A 16,180-nucleotide genomic window follows, 5' to 3' on the forward strand; every position below is an offset into this window, starting at 1 on the left:
GACCCGCTAATCTCGATCAGCGGCAGGCGCTTCTTCTGCGCAGCAAGGTGAACGATGGTCTGTTTACGCCGCCTTCCGCCCGAAAGCAGACAGACCGCTTCCCACTGAAAGCAGACATCCGCGCCCACCCCGGCTAGACCGGCGCGCATGACCGAAGCCGATTTCCTCGCCGCAGTGCGCGCGCTGCCGCTCCATCCCGGCGCGCTGGGCTTGCGCGACGATGCCGCGCGGCTCGGGCGGCTCGTGCTGACGAGCGATGCGCTCGTCGAAGGCGTGCACTACCTCGCCGGCGATCCGCCGGGCGACGTCGCCTGGAAGCTGGTCGCGACCAACCTGTCGGATCTCGCCGCCAAGGGCGCGGTGCCCGTCGGGGTGATGCTCAACTACCCGCTGCGAAGCGCTGCCGTCCTCCCTCCAGGCGACGCGACAGCGGGCGAAGCCTCGCCGAGCGAAGACTGGGACAGCGCCTTCCTCGCCGGCCTCGCCGACGCGCTCATCACCTTCGCCGCGCCGATCCTTGGCGGCGACACCGTCTCGCTCCCCGCCCACGCCCCGCGCGTCATCACGCTCACCGCGCTCGGCGACGCCGCACACGCGCCGACGCGCAGCGGCGCGCAGGCTGGCGACGCGCTCTGGGTCACCGGCACGATCGGCGATGCCGGCGCAGGGCTCGCCATCGCGCACGGCCAGCCAGGCCCCGCCGAGCTGCTTGCCGCCTATCGCCGCCCGCAGCCGCAGCTTGCCGCAGGTCAAGCGCTCGCCCCGCAGGTCCATGCGATGATGGACGTGTCCGACGGCCTGTTGATCGACGCGCAGCGCATGGCGGCGGCAAGCGGGCTCGCCGTCACGATCGACCTCGCGGCGATCCCGCTGTCCGACGCGTACCGCGCGCAGGCCGGCGACACCCGCGCTGCGCGGTGCGCCGCGGCGACCGCGGGGGACGACTATCAATTGCTTTTCGCACTCGCGCCGCACCGCGCCCCCGCCGCCCCCGCGACGCGGATCGGCGTGTTCGCGTCGGGCGCGGGCCTGACGCTACACGACGCCGGGGCGCCGCTGCCGCTCCCCGCCGCGCTCGGCTATCAGCACGCGGGCTAACCCGCCCGAACCACGCCGCTTGCCAAGCCCCGCCGCCGCGTTACTCTGCCGGGCAAGCGTGGGGGCCGCCGTCGCGTACCGTCCCACCGATAATCCATGGGAAAGGACACGCATGACGATCGTCTATGCCGCCATCATCTGTGGCTTGCTTGCCGTAGCCTACGGCCTCCTCACCTCCGCCCAGGTCCTCCGAGCGCCCGCGGGCAACGAGAAGATGCAGGACATCGCCGCCGCGATCCAGGAGGGCGCCAAGGCCTATCTCGGTCGGCAATACCGCACGATCGCGATCGTTGGGGTGATCGTCCTCGTGCTCGTCTGGATCTTCCTCGACGGGATGCGCACCCCCGTCTCGGCGGTGAGCTTCGCGCTCGGCGCAGTGCTGTCGGGCGTGGCGGGCTATGTCGGGATGAACATCTCGGTCCGCGCCAACGTCCGCACCGCGGAAGCCGCGCGGACATCGCTCCAGGGCGGCCTTACCATGGCGTTCCGTTCGGGCGCGGTCACCGGATTGCTGGTGGCGGGCCTCGGCCTGCTCGCGATCTCGGGCACCTTCTGGTTCCTCGCCGGGCCGAACGGCGCCGATGCCGGCGCGCCGGTCGTCGTGAAGGCGCTCACCGCGCTCGCGTTCGGCGCCTCGCTCATCTCGATCTTCGCACGATTGGGCGGCGGGATCTTCACCAAGGCGGCCGATGTCGGCGCCGATCTCGTCGGCAAGGTCGAGGCGGGCATCCCCGAGGACGACCCGCGCAACCCCGCCACCATCGCCGACAACGTCGGCGATAATGTCGGCGATTGCGCCGGCATGGCGGCCGATCTGTTCGAGACCTATGTCGTCACGATCGGCGTGACGATGATCTCGGTCGCGCTCGCGTTGCGCCAGGCCGATGCGCTGCTGCAGGTGATGACGCTCCCGCTGATCGTCGGCGGGGTGTGCATCCTGACCTCGATCATCGGCACCTATTTCGTCCGCTTGGGGCGCGGCCAATCGATCATGGGCGCGCTCTACAAGGGGTTCTGGGTCAGCATCCTGCTGTCGATCCCGGCGATCTACCTCGTCACGCGCTATGTGCTCGGCGACATGAGCGCGATCATCGGCGGCAACGCCTTCCTCGACGGCGGGACGCAGGTTGCCGCCGCCGGCATCGCGGCGGCGACCTTCACCGGCTGGGAGCTGTTCTGGTCGATGATGGTCGGGCTCGCCGTCACCGGGCTGCTGGTGTGGATCACCGAATATTATACCGGCACCAACTTCCGCCCCGTCCGCAGCATCGCCAAGGCGTCGCAGACCGGCCACGGCACCAACGTCATCCAGGGCCTCGCGATCAGCCTCGAATCGACCGCGCTGCCCACCCTCGTCATCGTCGTCGCGGTGATCGCGGCGTATCAGCTCGCGGGCGTGATCGGCATCGCCTTCGCCGCGACCGCGATGCTCGCGCAGGCGGGGATGGTCGTCGCTTTGGACGCCTACGGCCCGGTGACCGACAATGCCGGGGGCATCGCCGAAATGGCGGGGCTGCCCGACGACGTCCGCCACCGCACCGATGCGCTCGACGCGGTCGGCAACACCACCAAGGCGGTGACCAAGGGCTATGCGATCGGCTCGGCGGCGCTCGCCGCGCTCGTGCTGTTCAACGCCTATACCTCGGACCTCGCGCGCGACTTCCCCGATCTCACGGTCAATTTCGCGCTGTCGAACCCGTACGTCATCGTCGGGCTGCTGCTCGGCGCGTTGCTCCCCTATCTGTTCGGCGCGATGGGGATGACCGCGGTCGGCCGCGCGGCGGGCGCGGTCGTCGAGGAAGTCCGCCACCAGTTCCGCGAAAACCCCGGCATCATGGCGGGCACCAGCCGCCCCGATTACGCGCGCACGGTCGATCTCGTCACCAAGGCGGCGATCAAGGAGATGATCGTCCCCTCGCTGCTCCCGGTGCTCTCGCCGATCCTGGTGTTCTTCGTGATCCGCTTCGTCGCGGGGCAGGCCGAGGGCTTCGCGGCGCTCGGCGCGATGCTGCTCGGGGTGATCGTCTCGGGGCTGTTCGTCGCGATCTCGATGACATCGGGCGGCGGCGCGTGGGACAATGCCAAGAAATACATCGAGGACGGGCATTATGGCGGCAAGGGCTCGGAGGCGCACAAGGCGGCGGTGACGGGGGATACCGTGGGGGATCCGTACAAGGACACCGCGGGGCCGGCGGTTAATCCGATGATTAAGATAACCAACATTGTCGCGCTGTTGTTGCTGGCGGCGTTGGCGGCGAGCGCAGGCTAGTCGCGCTGCTGCCGCTCGCAGCCCTGCTGCGAGCGCAGGCTAGGGCGAAAGCCCTAGCAGGCGCGACCGGCCGGCGGGGGCGCCCGACGCCCCCGACCGACGGCGTGGCTTTGCCACGACGCCCCTTCTTCGTCACCCCGGCCTTGTGCCGGGGCCCACCGCCCCGCGCGCGCAACGCGCGTTGCGCGCGCATCCCGGTGGACCCCGGCACAAGGCCGGGGTGACGGGTGGGGGGAATCCCCCCCAAATTTCCCCCGCCCCCAAAAACCCGCTACCCCCAGCAAATGCCCCACCGCCCCCTCTCCCCCGGCGAGCTCCACCACGCGCAAGCCCTGTTCGGCGACGCGATCGCGTACGACGGCATCAAGGTCCACGCCCGCCGCTACCTCCCCTTCCAGCCGCGGGGCGTCGCGATGGCCCCCAACGGCCACATCTATTTCCCAAAGCCCAGCTACAAGCCGGACTTCTCGACCACCGTCCCCGATCTCGCCTGGATCCTCCACGAACTCACGCACGTCTGGCAGCATCAGCACGGCATGTGGGTCCGCCTGCGCGGCACGCTCGCCGCCGGGCGCTACCATTACGGCGACCTCGCCGACACCAACCGCCCCTTCACGCGCTTCAACATCGAGCAGCAGGCGGCGATCGTCGGCGATTACGTGCTGACCACCAACGGCTTCCACGCCCAACACGGCCGCGGCGCGCGCGCCGATTACGAGCGCGTGCTGCCGTTCATCGGCGGCGGGTGAGCGGCGGGAGCGCAAGCCCCTTGCCTTTCTCCCGCGCTTTCCGCCACATGCCCCGAAACGGGGGCGAGCGATGCGGTTAGGCTGGGACGAGATCAAGCGCCGCGCGCGCGCGTTCAGCAAGGAGTGGCAGGAGGCGCATTACGAGAAGGGCGAAACGCAGTCCTTCTACAACGATTTCTTCGACATCTTCGGCATCAAGCGCCGCCGCGTCGCCACCTATGAGCAACGCGTCAAACTGCTCAGCAACAAGCACGGCTTCATGGACCTGTTCTGGCCGCGCACGCTGCTGATCGAACAGAAAAGCGCCAAGCTCGATCTCGACAAGGCCGGCACGCAAGCGCTCGATTATATCGACGGCCTGCCGCCGGCCGAACAGCCGCGCTACGTGCTGACCTGCGATTTCCAGAGCTGGCGCCTGCTCGATCTCGATACCGGCACCGAGACGCGCTTCAAGCTCGCCGATTTGCACAAGCATATCGAGGCGTTCGCCTTCGTCCTCGGCCGTCAGCGCACCTTCGAGACGCAGGCGGGCGTGACGATCAAGGCCGCCGAGCTGATGGGCAAGCTCCACGACGCGCTCGAGGCGGCCAACTATAAGGGGCATGATCTCGAACAGCTGCTCGTCCGCCTGCTGTTCTGCATGTTCGCAGACGATACCGGCATCTTCCAGCCCAAGGACATCTTCCTCGAGCTGCTCCAGACCGACACGCGCGAGGATGGCAGCGACACCGGCCGCATCCTGGTCGAGCTGTTCGACGTGCTCGACACGCCGGAAAGCGAGCGCCAGACCGGCCTCTCGGGCGAACTCAACGCCTTCCCCTATATCAACGGCCAGCTCTTCGCCGGGCATCTGCGCACCCCGGTGTTCGACACGAAAATGCGCGCGCTGCTGATCGACGCGTGCCGCCATGATTGGACCGGGGTCAGCCCGGCGATCTTCGGCTCGCTGTTCCAGTCGGTGATGGACGCCAAGGAGCGTCGCTCGAAGGGCGCGCATTACACCTCCGAAGCCAATATCATGAAGGTGATCGGCCCGCTCTTCCTCGACGATCTGCGCGCCGAGCTCGACCGCCTGGTCGCGCGCCGCACCGGGCGGGATACCGCGCTGCTCGAATTCCAGGCGAAACTCTCGCGGCTGACCTTTCTCGATCCGGCGTGCGGCTGCGGCAATTTCCTCGTCATCGCCTATCGCGAGCTGCGGCGGCTCGAACTCGCCTGCCTGCAGGCGCTGTATCCGACGCAGCAGATCGACGCGGTGCTGCTCAGCCGCGTCACGGTCGAGCAATTCTACGGCATCGAGATCGAGGAATTCCCCGCGCGCATCGCCGAGGTGGCGATGTGGATGGCGGACCACCTCGCCAACAACGAATATAACGAGGCGTTCCAGGGCAATTCGGCGCGCATCCCGCTCAAGGATTCGCCGCATATCCTCAACGCCGATGCGCTCGACACCGATTGGGCCGAGTTGGTGCCGCCGGAAAAGCTGCATTATATCATGGGCAATCCGCCGTTTGTGGGAAAGAAGGAGCAGTCCACCAAGCAAAAAAACCAGCTCAAACGCGCAGTCGGTTCTGCCGAGAATTTCGCAATTCTTGACTATGTTGCGGCGTGGTTTGTCAAGGCAGGAGAATTCGTCGATAAAAACCCCAGCATTCGGATAGCTTTCGTTTCGACAAATTCTATTACCCAAGGCGAGCAAGTTGCTCAGTTATGGCCAATATTATTTGACCGCACTCATCTAGAGATAGCTTTCGCGCATCGAACCTTTAGCTGGAACAGCGAGGCGCGCGGAACAGCGCATGTGCATGTGGTCGTGACCGGTCTTGCACATCGCGACAACGAACCCGCAGAAAAAAGGCTCTTTAGCTACCCCGATATTAAGAAAGATCCGGTAGAAACCCGACACACTTCGCTTACGGCATACTTATTCGATGCGCTAGGGGTAACAAATCGCCACTTGGTAATTCCTTCAGCGAAGTCTCCAATTAATGGAGCACGCCGCCTAAAAACCGGGGTGCAGATGATCGACAACGGCCTTCTAACTTTCACGCATGATGAACGCGATCTTTTCCTCAGAGATGAACCAGCCGCAGAGCCGCTATTTCGCGATTTCTTGGGAGGAGACGAATATATCAATGGGTTTTCACGTTCGATTTTGTATTTGGCCGAAGCGGATCCTGCTCTTCTTCGAGCTTTGCCCAGGGTCATGGAGCGAATGCGTATGTTGCGCGACTATCGTTCTAAAAGCGAACGACCCAGCACGCTCGCAATGGCAGACTATCCCACAAAAATTGGCGTCGATGAGCGGCTCACTTCCGATTATTTGGTTATCCCAAACACCAGCTCCGAGCGTCGAGCTTACGTCCCCATTGGTTGGCTTACTCCAACGAGTATCGCCAATCAGACTCTTCGAATTTTGCCGGACGCAACTTTTTTTGAATTTGGCGTCCTAACCAGCCGGTCACATATGTCTTGGCTCGCTCATATCGGCGGACGGATGAAAAGCGACTACCGCTACTCTAATGGTGTCGTCTATAATACTTTCCCTTGGCCCGATGCCACGTCCACCCAGCGCTCCAAAATCGAGCAACTCGCGCAAGCCGTGCTCAAGGCCCGCGCCGCGCATCCCACCGCCAGCCTCGCCGACCTCTACGATCCCGACACCATGCCCGGCGACCTGCGCCGTGCGCATCATGCGCTCGATCTGGCGGTTGATCGGCTCTACCGCCCCGCCCCCTTCGCCTCGGACCGCGACCGCGTCGAGCATCTTTTCGGCCGCTACGAGGCGCTGGTGAACCCGCTCGCCACCACCGGCGTAAAGGCCAACCGCCGCGTCGCGCGCAAGAGCGGCACTACGACCAAGGAAACTAAATGACCGCCGCCCTCCCCAAACACGATGATTTTATGCTGCCGACGCTGAAAGTCCTAGCCGCGCTCGGCGGGTCGGCTAGCAACGAGGAGATCGAGACGGCATTGATCGAGCAATTCGCGCTCACCCCGGAGCAAATGGAGCTCGCCTACGCGACGACCGGCGTATTGATTGCGCCAGATCGAATGTCATGGGCACGCAGTTATCTGAAGTATCCCGGCTTCGTCGCCAATCCAAAGCGCGGCGTCTGGATTCTCACCGAGGAAGGCCGCGCAGCGGCAGACTGGTCCGATGCCGAAGTTCGCAAGGCCGTCGCTGCTGGCTACGCTGCCCGCCACCCGCGAAAGCCCTCCAAGCCAAAGGACGCGCCCGAACTTGGCCAAAACGACGAAAGCGATACCGTCTGGGCCGACTTGCTCCTCGCCAAGCTCCAGTCGATCGAACCCGCCGCCTTCGAACGGCTCTGCCAGCGGCTGCTGCGCGAACATGGCTTCACCCGCGTCGAAGTCACCGGCAAATCGGGCGATGGCGGGATCGACGGGCAAGGCGTGCTGCGCGTCAACCTCGTCTCGTTCCACGTGCTGTTCCAGTGCAAGCGCTACAAAGGCTCGGTCGGCGCGCCGACGATCCGAGATTTTCGCGGCGCGATGCAGGGCCGCGCGGACAAGGGGCTGGTCATCACCACCGGCACCTTCACCCCCGATGCACGGCGCGAGGCGACGCGCGACGGGGCGCCCGCGATCGACCTGATCGACGGCGAGGCGCTGTGCGATCTGCTGCGCGAGGTCGGGCTTGGCGTCGTCGTGCGCCCGGTGACGACCTATGAGATCAGCGTCGATGGGGCTTTCTTCGACGAAATCTAGAGCCGGTTCTCGGGCCCTCTAAAAACCGCTGTCCTACACGCCCCCTTTTTGTCATCCTCCCACCCGACTCGCGCTCCACAGCGCCGCTCTTTCTCAGCGTCAGCCCGTCACCCGCATCCCCCGCGCGCCCACCCCGCGCGATCATCACAAAAACGGAAACGATCGAACTCGATAACACCAGCTCCAGGGGTCAATCGAGTCAAGCACGGCTCGGTTCGTCGCACCGCTTTCCTTTTCGGGCGTGTTCGGCTATGCGCCGCGCTTCGCGAACACCGCACAAGATCACCCACATCCTCAGAGGTTTGTTTGGCAAAAGAAGAACTGCTCGAAATGCGCGGCCAGGTGGTGGAGCTTCTGCCCAACGCCATGTTCCGCGTGAAGCTTGAGAACGATCACGAAATCCTCGGTCACACCGCCGGCAAGATGCGCAAGAACCGCATCCGCGTGCTCGTCGGCGACGAGGTGCTGGTCGAGCTGACGCCGTACGATCTGACCAAGGGGCGGATCACCTACCGCTTCAAGTAAGCGCGCCGACCCCGTTCCGCCCCGGCGACGGCCGGGGTCCGGTCGTGGCCCGGTCGTGGACTGCCGCGGGTTCTGCCGCGCGTGATGACAACGACCTGCGCGCTCGGCCGGCGGCCGTCGCCGGGGAAGGTATGATATGACCCTCGTCCTCGCTTCCTCCTCGCCGCGCCGCCGCGATCTGCTCGCGCGGATCGGGGTGACGCCGTCGCGAATCGAATCGCCCGACATCGACGAGAGCCAGCTGCCCGGCGAGGCGCCCCGCGTCTATGCGCTGCGGCTCGCGATCGCCAAGGCGCAGGCGGTGGCGCGTGCCGCGGGCGAGATCGTCCTCGCCGGCGACACCACGATCGCATGCGGGCGCCGCATCCTGCCGCCCGCCGACACCGAGGAGATCCAGCGCGGCTTGCTCGGCCTGCTCTCGGGCCGGCGCCATCAGTGCCTGAGTGCGGTGTGCGTCATCGCCGCCGACGGCACGCCGCGCACCCGGCTGTCGGACACGATCGTCGCGTTCAAGCCGCTCTCCGCGGCCGAGATCGACAGCTATGTCGCCAGCGGCGAGGGGCTCGGCAAGGCTGGCGGCTATGCCATCCAGGGCCGCGCCGAGGCGTTCGTGCGCTTCCTGTCGGGGTCGCATTCGGGCGTCGTCGGGTTGCCGCTGTTCGAGACGCGCGCGCTGTTGCTGGCAGCGGGCGTGGCGCTTGGCTGAGCGCCGATGAGCGAATGGCTCTACGAGGCCGGGATCGGCGAGGCCCGCGCGATCCTGGTCGCGGGCGGCGCGATCGTCGAGGCGCGGATCGAGCTTGAGCGCGAAGGCCCGCGGATCGGCGCGGTGCTGCCCGCCCGGCTGGTCGAGATCACGGTCAAGGGCCGCGAGGGCCGCGTCGCCTTCGCCGGCGGCGAGGCGATGCTCGCGCCGCTCCCGCCCGGCATCACGCAAGGGGCCACGCTGCTGGTCGAGCTGGTGCGCGAGGCGATCCCCGAGGGCCGCCGCACCAAGCTGCCACGCTGCGTCCCCGCTGACGGCCCCGAGCGCGTCGGGCCGAGCCTGCTCGAGCGAATCACCGCAAGCGGCGTGGCCGTGCGGACCTGCCATGCGCACGAGCCCGACCATTTCGAGGCCGCCGGCTGGTCCGAAATGCTCGAGGAAGCGCAGACCGGCGACATCGTCTTTTCGGGCCCCGTCGGCGGCGCGCTGCGGATGAGCCCGACCCCGGCGATGACGCTGTTCGACGTCGACGGCTATCCCCCGCTCGAACCGCTCGCGCTCGCCGCCGCGCGCGCGGTCGCGGCGGCGATCGTGCGCTTCGACATCGGCGGGTCGATCGGCATCGACTTCCCGACGCTCACCGGCAAGGCAGCGCGCGGCGCGGTCGATGCCGCGCTCGACGCTGGCTTGCCGCAACCGTTCGAGCGCACCGCGATGAACGGCTTCGGCTTCGTCCAGATCATCCGCCGCCGCACCCGCGTCTCGCTCCCCGAGCTGCTCCGCGCCGATCCCGCCGCCGCCGAGGCGCGTGCGCTGCTTCGCCGAATCGAGCGCACCCCGCCGCCGGCCCCGACGCAGCACCGTGTGTCGGCGCGCGTGCAAAGCGCACTCGCCGCCAATCCGCACTGGATCGCCGAGCTCGCCCGGCGTACCGGCGTCACCCCGGTCTTCGAGGTGGCATGATGGCGCGTTCCAAACCCTGTCCGCTCTGCGGCAAACCGCCGCTCGCGGCCTTCTCCCCGTTCTGCTCGCAAGGCTGTCGCGACCGCGACCTGCTACAGTGGCTCGGCGAGGGGTATGCGATCCCGGTGCGCACTTTGCCGAGCGAAGATGATGAAGACGGGCTAGACACGCCCCAAGACCGCGACTAAGAGGCCGCTTCCCCGGAGCAATTCGGGAGTGCCCGAGTAGCTCAGTTGGTAGAGCATGCGACTGAAAATCGCAGTGTCGGTGGTTCGAATCCGCCCTCGGGCACCATTTTCCTGACAGCGTCGGAGACATGGTGATGACGATGCGTACGGTCTTCATCACGGGCGGAACCTCGGGCATCGGCGAGGCCGCGGTCCGCGCGTTTGCCGCCGCCGGCTGGCGCGTCGTCACCACCGGGCGCCGTGCCGATCGGCTGCAGGCATTAGCCGATTCGCTCGGTGACACGGTCCACACGCTCGCCTTCGACATTCGCGACCGCGCGGCGATGGAGGCCGCGATCGCCGGCCTGCCGTCCGAATTTGCCGGCATCGACGCGCTGATCAACAATGCCGGCCTCGCGCTCGGCACCGCGCCCGCGCAGGCCGCAAAGCTCGACGACTGGCAGACCATGATCGACACCAACGTGTCGGCACTGGTCGCCGTCACCCGGGCGCTGCTGCCGGGTCTCGTCGCGCGCAAGGGCGCAATCCTCAATTTGTCGTCGGTCGCGGCGACCTACCCTTACGCGGGCGGCAACGTCTATGGTGGGACCAAGGCGTTCGTCCGCCAGTTCAGCCTCGGCCTGCGCGCCGATCTGCACGGCACCGGCGTGCGCGTCACCTCGATCGAGCCCGGCATGGTCGAGACCGAATTCACCGTGGTGCGCACCGGCGGCAATCAGGCCGCGTCGGACACGCTCTATGCCGGCGCCAACCCGATGACCGGCGGCGACATCGCGGCAACGCTGCTGTGGATCGCCGAACTGCCGGCGCACCTCAACATCAACACGCTCGAACTCATGCCGGTCAACCAGTCGTTCGCGGGGTTCGCCGTGGCGCGCGAAAGCTGATCGCACCGCACACGGTCCGCAGCGGATCGCAGGATATGTCAGGCGTGTAACGAGATTTTAGGGGGCTAGACGCCACAAGGCGCGGGTCCGTAGTCCAGACAGGCCCGACCACCATGCGCTACCCCTTGATCGCTCCCAACCCTCCGCGGCTCAGCGATCATGTCGACGCACTGCAGCGCGTCGAGGCGTCGGGCCATTTCAGCAACAACGGCCCCGAGGTCCGCGCGTTCGAGGCCGCGGCGACCGCGCAGCTCTTCGACGGCCAAGGCGCCTGCCTTGCGGTCAACAATGCAACGCTCGGCCTGATGATCGCGATCCGCGAAGCTGCGGGCGAGCGCACCGCCGGCCGCTACGCGCTGATGCCCGCGCTGACCTTCGCCGCGACCGCGCAGGCGGCCTTGTGGGCGGGGCTGACCCCATTGATCTGCGACATCGACCCGGCCGACTGGACCGCCAGCGCCGAGGCCGAGGAGCGGCTGCTGCGCGACTATGGCGATCGCATCGCGGTGCTGCTGCCCTATGCGACCTTCGGCACCGCGATCGACCTCGACCGCTACGCCTGGCTCCAGCGCGAACACAGCGTCGGCGTGGTGGTCGATGCGGCCGCCTCGCTCGGCACGCGCGACGCCGGCGGCGGCGGGTTCGGCGCGGGGGCGCCGTTCGCGGTGGTGCATTCGATGCACGCGACCAAGACCTTTTCTGTTGCCGAGGGCGGGTTGATCCATTCGGGCGACACCGACTTGATCGCCCGGCTGCGCGCGATGACCAATTTCGGTTTCGAGGCCAATCGCAGCGCGACGCTGTTCGGCCTCAACGCCAAATTGCCCGAAGTGCTCGCGGTGATGGCGCGCGCCAAGCTCGCCGAGATCGACACGGTATGCGACCAGCGCGCCGCGCTCGAGCATGCCTACCGTACGCAACTAAAGGGAGTCGCGTTCCAGCAGGCGGAAGGCCAGCGCCGCGCCAGCCAGTTCATGCCGGTGCTGCTGCCCGAAGCGGTGGCGCATCGTCGGAGCGAAATTGCCGCCGCGCTCGCAGCGGTCGGGATCGGGTCGGGCCAGTATTTCAGCCCGCATCTTGGCGAACAGCCGCTGTTCCAGCGAACTGCGACGATCCTGCCGACGCCGGTCGCCGATTCGATCGGGGCGCGGTCGCTCTCGTTGCCCGTCACCGATGCGATGACCATCGCCGACGTCGCGGTGATCGCCAAGGCCTTCAACCGTATCCTGGCGCGCGAAACGCGCAGCGCCGCCCGGCCGCGCCAGCACGCGATCGCCTCGCTGCTCATCGTCGGCGGCGGCCCTGCCGGCACCGCGCTGCTCACCGCGGCGAGCAAGCGGGGTCGCCTTCCCGAACTGGCAGCATCGGGACTGATCGTCGCCGAACGCGAAGCGACGCTCGGCGAAGGGCGGATCGGTCGCTACGCGATCACCTCGGACAGCACCGCCGAGACCTTCCTCAGCGCGGTGCGCGACAATCCGCATCCCGAGCTCGCCGCGCTGGTCGATCATCCGACCGGGCAAGCCGTCGGTCACTATATCGGCGCGCTCGGCGTGCCGCTCGTCGAAGTGGGCCCGTTCGTCCAGGCCACCGGTCATCGCCTTCAGACGCTGGTGGCGCAGCATGGCGGGACGGTCCTGACCGGACACGACGTGCTCGGCACGACGCGCGTGGCAGGCGGGCTGTGGTCGAGCCGTATGCGGCGGCGCGCCGATGGGCACGAGTTCGACCAACTCTCGAGCGCGGTCGCGATTGCGACGGGCGGCCACCAGCCGCTCGACCGGCTCGCGGCGCAACGCGTCGGCGGCGTATCGCTCGTGAGCGAGGTCGGCGATCGGCTGATGCAGTCGGACGAGGCGCTCGCGCTCGGCGGCCCGGCCAAGATCATCGATCTGCTCTCGACCAAGCGCAATCCCAAGATCGTCGTGATCGGCGGATCGACGAGCGCGATCGCGACGATCGTCCTGCTGCTCAAGACCGCGAGCCTCCCGCTTGGCGCCGGCGCGGTCACGCTGCTCCACCGCCGCCCGCTTCGCCCCTTCTATCCCACCCCCGCCGCGGCGCAGGCCGAGGGCTTCACCGATTTCGGGCCCGACGACATCTGCCCGGTCAGCGGCTTCGTCTATCGCCTCGCGGGCTTCCGGCTCGAGGCGCGCGAACTCGTCCTGCGCGAGCTCCGCGTCGACGGACGCACGCCCGATCCACGGCTCACCGTCCATCAGGTGCGCGGCGACGACGATGCGGCCGCGCGCGCGCATCTCGCCGAGGCCGATCTCGTCATCGCAGCGCTCGGCTATCGCCCGCGCGCGCTGCCGGTGCACGATCAGGATGGCCGCGCGATCGCGCTTGCGGCGCACCAGGGCAGCGCGATGGTCGATCGGCATTGCCGCATCCTCGATGCGAGCGGTGCGGCGATCCCGGGGCTGTTCGGCATCGGTCTGGCGGCGGGCTTCGTGCCATGGGGCCGGCTCGGCGGCGAAGCGAGCTTCTCGGGGCAAGCGAACGGACTGTGGCAATGGCAGAACGATGTCGGCGCGATGATCGTTGACCAGGTGCTCGGCGATGGCGCACGGGCGGTGGCATGACTGCCCCTACCGTTAGTGTCATCATGCCCGCCTATCACGGGGCGGACTTGATCGGCGAGACGATCGTTTCGTTGCAGGCGCAGACGTTTGCCGATTTCGAACTGATCATCGTCGACGACTGCTCGACCGACGATACCGTCGCGGTCGCGCGCAGCTTCGCCGATCCGCGGATCCGCGTGATCGAGGCGCCGTCCAATCGCCGCGTCGTGCTGACGCGCAACGCCGCCTTTGTCGAGGCGCGCGGGCGCTACATCGCCGCGCTCGACCATGACGATCTGTGCCACCCGACGCGGCTCGCGCGCCAGGTCGCCTATCTCGACTCGCATCCTGAGATCGTGCTGGTCGGCAGCGCGGCGAACGTGCTGTTCGAGGGCGCGATTCTGCCGTCCGCGCTCGCGCCGCTATCGACCCCGGCGCTGATCGAATGGTTGATGCGGATCGAGAACCCGCTGGTCTGGTCGTCGGTGATGATGCGCGCCGACGTGGCGCGCAAGCTCGATCCGTTCCAGCGCCCCGAGCGCGTCTATGCCGAGGACTTCGATCTGTATCACCGTATCTCCGCATTTGGCGGAATCGCTCGGATCGACGACGAATTGCTGACCTATCGCCGGCATGGCGGCGGCGCGTCCCAGCGCCAGGCGACGGCGATGCGCGAGCGTGCGAGCGAAGTCCTGGCCGATGCCTATGCCCCGCTGTTCGGCGATGCGGCGGATGATGCCGCGGCGTTGATCGGCCGCTACGTGATGGCGCAACAGCCGGTTCCAGACCGCGCGACCTTCGAGCGTGTCGGCGAGACGCTCGTCGCGCTGCAGGACGATTTCATCCGCCGCCACGCGCCCGACGCCGAGAGCCTTGCTCTGATCCGCTGGGAAACCGCGCGGCGCTGGGCGCGGATCGGGCGCGCCGGCTTGCGCACCGGCCGGCTGAAACTCGGCGACGCGACCGGCGTGCGCCCCGATCATCTCGGGATGGGCTATGCAGGGATCGAGGAACTGATCCTCTCGCGCCTTGTCGGCACGATCCGCTCGGCGCAGCGGCGCAAGGCCGGCTGATCGCGCGCCGCGTCAGACCGTCGCCAAGTCCTCGTCGACCGCCGCCAGATCGCCGCGCGCACGCGCCGCGCGGCCATAGACCGCCTCGAACAAGGGGGTCGCCATCACGGTGGTGACGATCGCCATCAGCACGAGCATCGCGAACAGCGTCGGCCCGATGATGCCCTTTTGCAGCCCGATATTGATGATGATCAGCTCCATCAGCCCGCGCGAGTTCATCAGTGCGCCGATGCCGAGCGCGGTGGAATTGTCCTCACCCGAAAGCCGCGCGGCGGCATAGCAGGCGCCGAACTTGGCGAGGATCGACACGACCAGAATGCCGAGCGCGATCAGCAGCAGCGACCCCGACGCGACCATGTCCATCCGCGTGTTGAGCCCCGAATAGGTGAAGAACATCGGCAGCAGCAGCACGACCGCAAGGGGCTCGACCTTGCGCTTGAGTTCCGCGACGAACAGCCCGCGCGGCATGCACACCCCCATCAGGAAGCCGCCGAAGATCGCATGGATGCCGATCGCGTCCATCACGAACGCCGACAGGCAGAACAGCAGCAACGCGACCGCGAGCATTCCGCTGGTCATCTCGCCGCGCGCCTCGACGATCCGGCCGAGCGGCGCAAGCAGCCGCCGTCCGAGCAACAGCATGAAGCCGGTATAGATCAGCGCCCCGCCGATCGCGAGCACCGCCACGCCCGCCCCCGCCCCGAAGGTCGCGAGCACGATCGCGAGCACGCACCACGACGCCGCATCGTCGAACGCGCCGGCGGTGAGCGACAGCGTACCGAGCGCCGAATTGGCGAGCCCGCGCTCGTTGATGATCCGCGCGAGCATCGGGAAGGCGGTCAGCGCGATGCACGCGCCCATGAACAGCGTCGCGCTCGCGCGGTCGATGCCGGGCGCAAACAGGCCGGGCACGGTCAGCAGGAAGGGCGTGATCAGCACCGCGAGCAGGAACGGCGCGGCGATCCCCGCTGCCGACACCATCGCCGCGCTGCGCGCCTTCGACTTGAAATGGTCGAGCTGGAGCGTCAGCCCGACGATGAACATGTACAGGCCGACGCCCAATTGCGCGCCGACATAGAGGACGTTGCGCGTCTCCTTGGGGAAGATCGCGAGCTGCAGGTCGGGCAGCAGCAGCCCGAACAGCGACGGGCCGAGCACGACGCCCGCGATCATCTCGCCGACGACTTGCGGCTGGCGCAGCAGCTTCTGCCCGAGCCAGCCGACGACGCGGCATGCGAGGATGATCACCGCGAGCTGAAGAAAGAAATGGACGCTGAAATCGCCCGGCGTATAGCTCTTTACGGCATTTACCGCAGGGCCGTGCGCCCCCAGCACCCCGCCCAGCGCCTGCCACGCCTGGCCCAGCAATTCGCCCATCATCGTCCCCACATATCCAGCGCAGCGCTCCCCGCTGCGCCCGGGTGAC

The 16,180-nt window shown here is 67.4% G+C and carries 13 protein-coding genes and 1 tRNA gene; 13 read left to right on the top strand and 1 reads right to left on the bottom strand.

What is annotated here, in order from left to right; translation table 11 throughout:
- The first annotated feature begins 147 nt into the window (after window positions 1–147).
- From thiL to E2E30_RS13550, 13 genes are all read left to right on the top strand, one after another.
- The gene (gene thiL / locus E2E30_RS13490; protein WP_133190606.1) at window positions 148–1,098 is read left to right on the top strand and encodes a thiamine-phosphate kinase; all 951 of its coding nucleotides are present in this window, start codon (window positions 148–150) and stop codon (window positions 1,096–1,098) included.
- Window positions 1,099–1,210: 112 nt separating this feature from the next.
- Window positions 1,211–3,367: a sodium-translocating pyrophosphatase gene (locus tag E2E30_RS13495; RefSeq protein ID WP_133190608.1), complete on the top strand. Its 2,157-nt coding sequence runs from the start codon at window positions 1,211–1,213 to the stop codon at window positions 3,365–3,367.
- A gap of 284 nt (window positions 3,368–3,651) precedes the next feature.
- Window positions 3,652–4,116: a hypothetical protein gene (locus E2E30_RS13500; protein WP_133190610.1), complete on the top strand. Its 465-nt coding sequence runs from the start codon at window positions 3,652–3,654 to the stop codon at window positions 4,114–4,116.
- Between the two features lie 70 nt (window positions 4,117–4,186).
- On the top strand, window positions 4,187–6,991 hold the full coding sequence (locus E2E30_RS13505; RefSeq protein ID WP_133190612.1) for a class I SAM-dependent DNA methyltransferase: 2,805 nt from the start codon (window positions 4,187–4,189) through the stop codon (window positions 6,989–6,991).
- The gene (locus tag E2E30_RS13510) at window positions 6,988–7,848 is read left to right on the top strand and encodes a restriction endonuclease (RefSeq protein ID WP_133190614.1); all 861 of its coding nucleotides are present in this window, start codon (window positions 6,988–6,990) and stop codon (window positions 7,846–7,848) included. Before E2E30_RS13505 ends, E2E30_RS13510 begins: the two co-directional genes overlap by 4 nt.
- A gap of 306 nt (window positions 7,849–8,154) precedes the next feature.
- Window positions 8,155–8,373, top strand: a complete 219-nt coding sequence (gene infA, locus E2E30_RS13515; RefSeq protein ID WP_010162480.1) for a translation initiation factor IF-1 — start codon at window positions 8,155–8,157, stop codon at window positions 8,371–8,373.
- Between the two features lie 136 nt (window positions 8,374–8,509).
- On the top strand, window positions 8,510–9,079 hold the full coding sequence (locus E2E30_RS13520; protein WP_133190616.1) for a Maf family protein: 570 nt from the start codon (window positions 8,510–8,512) through the stop codon (window positions 9,077–9,079).
- Window positions 9,080–9,085: 6 nt separating this feature from the next.
- Window positions 9,086–10,042 (top strand): ribonuclease, encoded by a 957-nt coding sequence (locus E2E30_RS13525; protein WP_133190618.1) that lies wholly within the window; start codon window positions 9,086–9,088, stop codon window positions 10,040–10,042.
- Window positions 10,042–10,230: a DNA gyrase inhibitor YacG gene (locus tag E2E30_RS13530; RefSeq protein ID WP_133190620.1), complete on the top strand. Its 189-nt coding sequence runs from the start codon at window positions 10,042–10,044 to the stop codon at window positions 10,228–10,230. Before E2E30_RS13525 ends, E2E30_RS13530 begins: the two co-directional genes overlap by 1 nt.
- A 30-nt stretch (window positions 10,231–10,260) precedes the next feature.
- Window positions 10,261–10,336 (top strand) — tRNA-Phe (locus E2E30_RS13535).
- 22 nt (window positions 10,337–10,358) lie between these two features.
- Window positions 10,359–11,117: an SDR family NAD(P)-dependent oxidoreductase gene (locus E2E30_RS13540; RefSeq protein WP_443018336.1), complete on the top strand. Its 759-nt coding sequence runs from the start codon at window positions 10,359–10,361 to the stop codon at window positions 11,115–11,117.
- Between the two features lie 113 nt (window positions 11,118–11,230).
- Window positions 11,231–13,702: a DegT/DnrJ/EryC1/StrS family aminotransferase gene (locus tag E2E30_RS13545; protein ID WP_133190624.1), complete on the top strand. Its 2,472-nt coding sequence runs from the start codon at window positions 11,231–11,233 to the stop codon at window positions 13,700–13,702.
- Complete coding sequence (locus E2E30_RS13550) at window positions 13,699–14,754, top strand: glycosyltransferase family 2 protein (RefSeq protein ID WP_133190626.1); 1,056 nt, start codon at window positions 13,699–13,701, stop codon at window positions 14,752–14,754. Before E2E30_RS13545 ends, E2E30_RS13550 begins: the two co-directional genes overlap by 4 nt.
- 12 nt (window positions 14,755–14,766) lie before the next feature.
- On the opposite strand, the gene E2E30_RS13555 is transcribed toward E2E30_RS13550, so the two are convergent.
- Complete coding sequence (locus E2E30_RS13555) at window positions 14,767–16,131, bottom strand: cation:proton antiporter (protein ID WP_133192098.1); 1,365 nt, start codon at window positions 16,129–16,131, stop codon at window positions 14,767–14,769.
- Window positions 16,132–16,180: the final 49 nt, after the last annotated feature.

Origin of the sequence: Sphingomonas sp. AAP5 (genome assembly GCF_004354345.1) — a bacterium.
GTDB classification, from domain to species: domain Bacteria; phylum Pseudomonadota; class Alphaproteobacteria; order Sphingomonadales; family Sphingomonadaceae; genus Sphingomonas; species Sphingomonas glacialis.

What these genes read in the sequence shown, in the direction of transcription:
- thiL (WP_133190606.1), top strand. Translation starts at nt 148, where the DNA reads ATGACCGAAGCCGATTTCCTCGCCGCAGTGCGCGCGCTGCCGCTCCAT.
- E2E30_RS13495 (WP_133190608.1), top strand. Translation starts at nt 1,211, where the DNA reads ATGACGATCGTCTATGCCGCCATCATCTGTGGCTTGCTTGCCGTAGCC.
- E2E30_RS13500 (WP_133190610.1), top strand. Translation starts at nt 3,652, where the DNA reads ATGCCCCACCGCCCCCTCTCCCCCGGCGAGCTCCACCACGCGCAAGCC.
- E2E30_RS13505 (WP_133190612.1), top strand. Translation starts at nt 4,187, where the DNA reads ATGCGGTTAGGCTGGGACGAGATCAAGCGCCGCGCGCGCGCGTTCAGC.
- E2E30_RS13510 (WP_133190614.1), top strand. Translation starts at nt 6,988, where the DNA reads ATGACCGCCGCCCTCCCCAAACACGATGATTTTATGCTGCCGACGCTG.
- E2E30_RS13520 (WP_133190616.1), top strand. Translation starts at nt 8,510, where the DNA reads ATGACCCTCGTCCTCGCTTCCTCCTCGCCGCGCCGCCGCGATCTGCTC.
- E2E30_RS13525 (WP_133190618.1), top strand. Translation starts at nt 9,086, where the DNA reads ATGAGCGAATGGCTCTACGAGGCCGGGATCGGCGAGGCCCGCGCGATC.
- E2E30_RS13530 (WP_133190620.1), top strand. Translation starts at nt 10,042, where the DNA reads ATGGCGCGTTCCAAACCCTGTCCGCTCTGCGGCAAACCGCCGCTCGCG.
- E2E30_RS13540 (WP_443018336.1), top strand. Translation starts at nt 10,359, where the DNA reads ATGGTGATGACGATGCGTACGGTCTTCATCACGGGCGGAACCTCGGGC.
- E2E30_RS13545 (WP_133190624.1), top strand. Translation starts at nt 11,231, where the DNA reads ATGCGCTACCCCTTGATCGCTCCCAACCCTCCGCGGCTCAGCGATCAT.
- E2E30_RS13550 (WP_133190626.1), top strand. Translation starts at nt 13,699, where the DNA reads ATGACTGCCCCTACCGTTAGTGTCATCATGCCCGCCTATCACGGGGCG.
- E2E30_RS13555 (WP_133192098.1), bottom strand. Translation starts at nt 16,131, where the DNA reads ATGGGCGAATTGCTGGGCCAGGCGTGGCAGGCGCTGGGCGGGGTGCTG.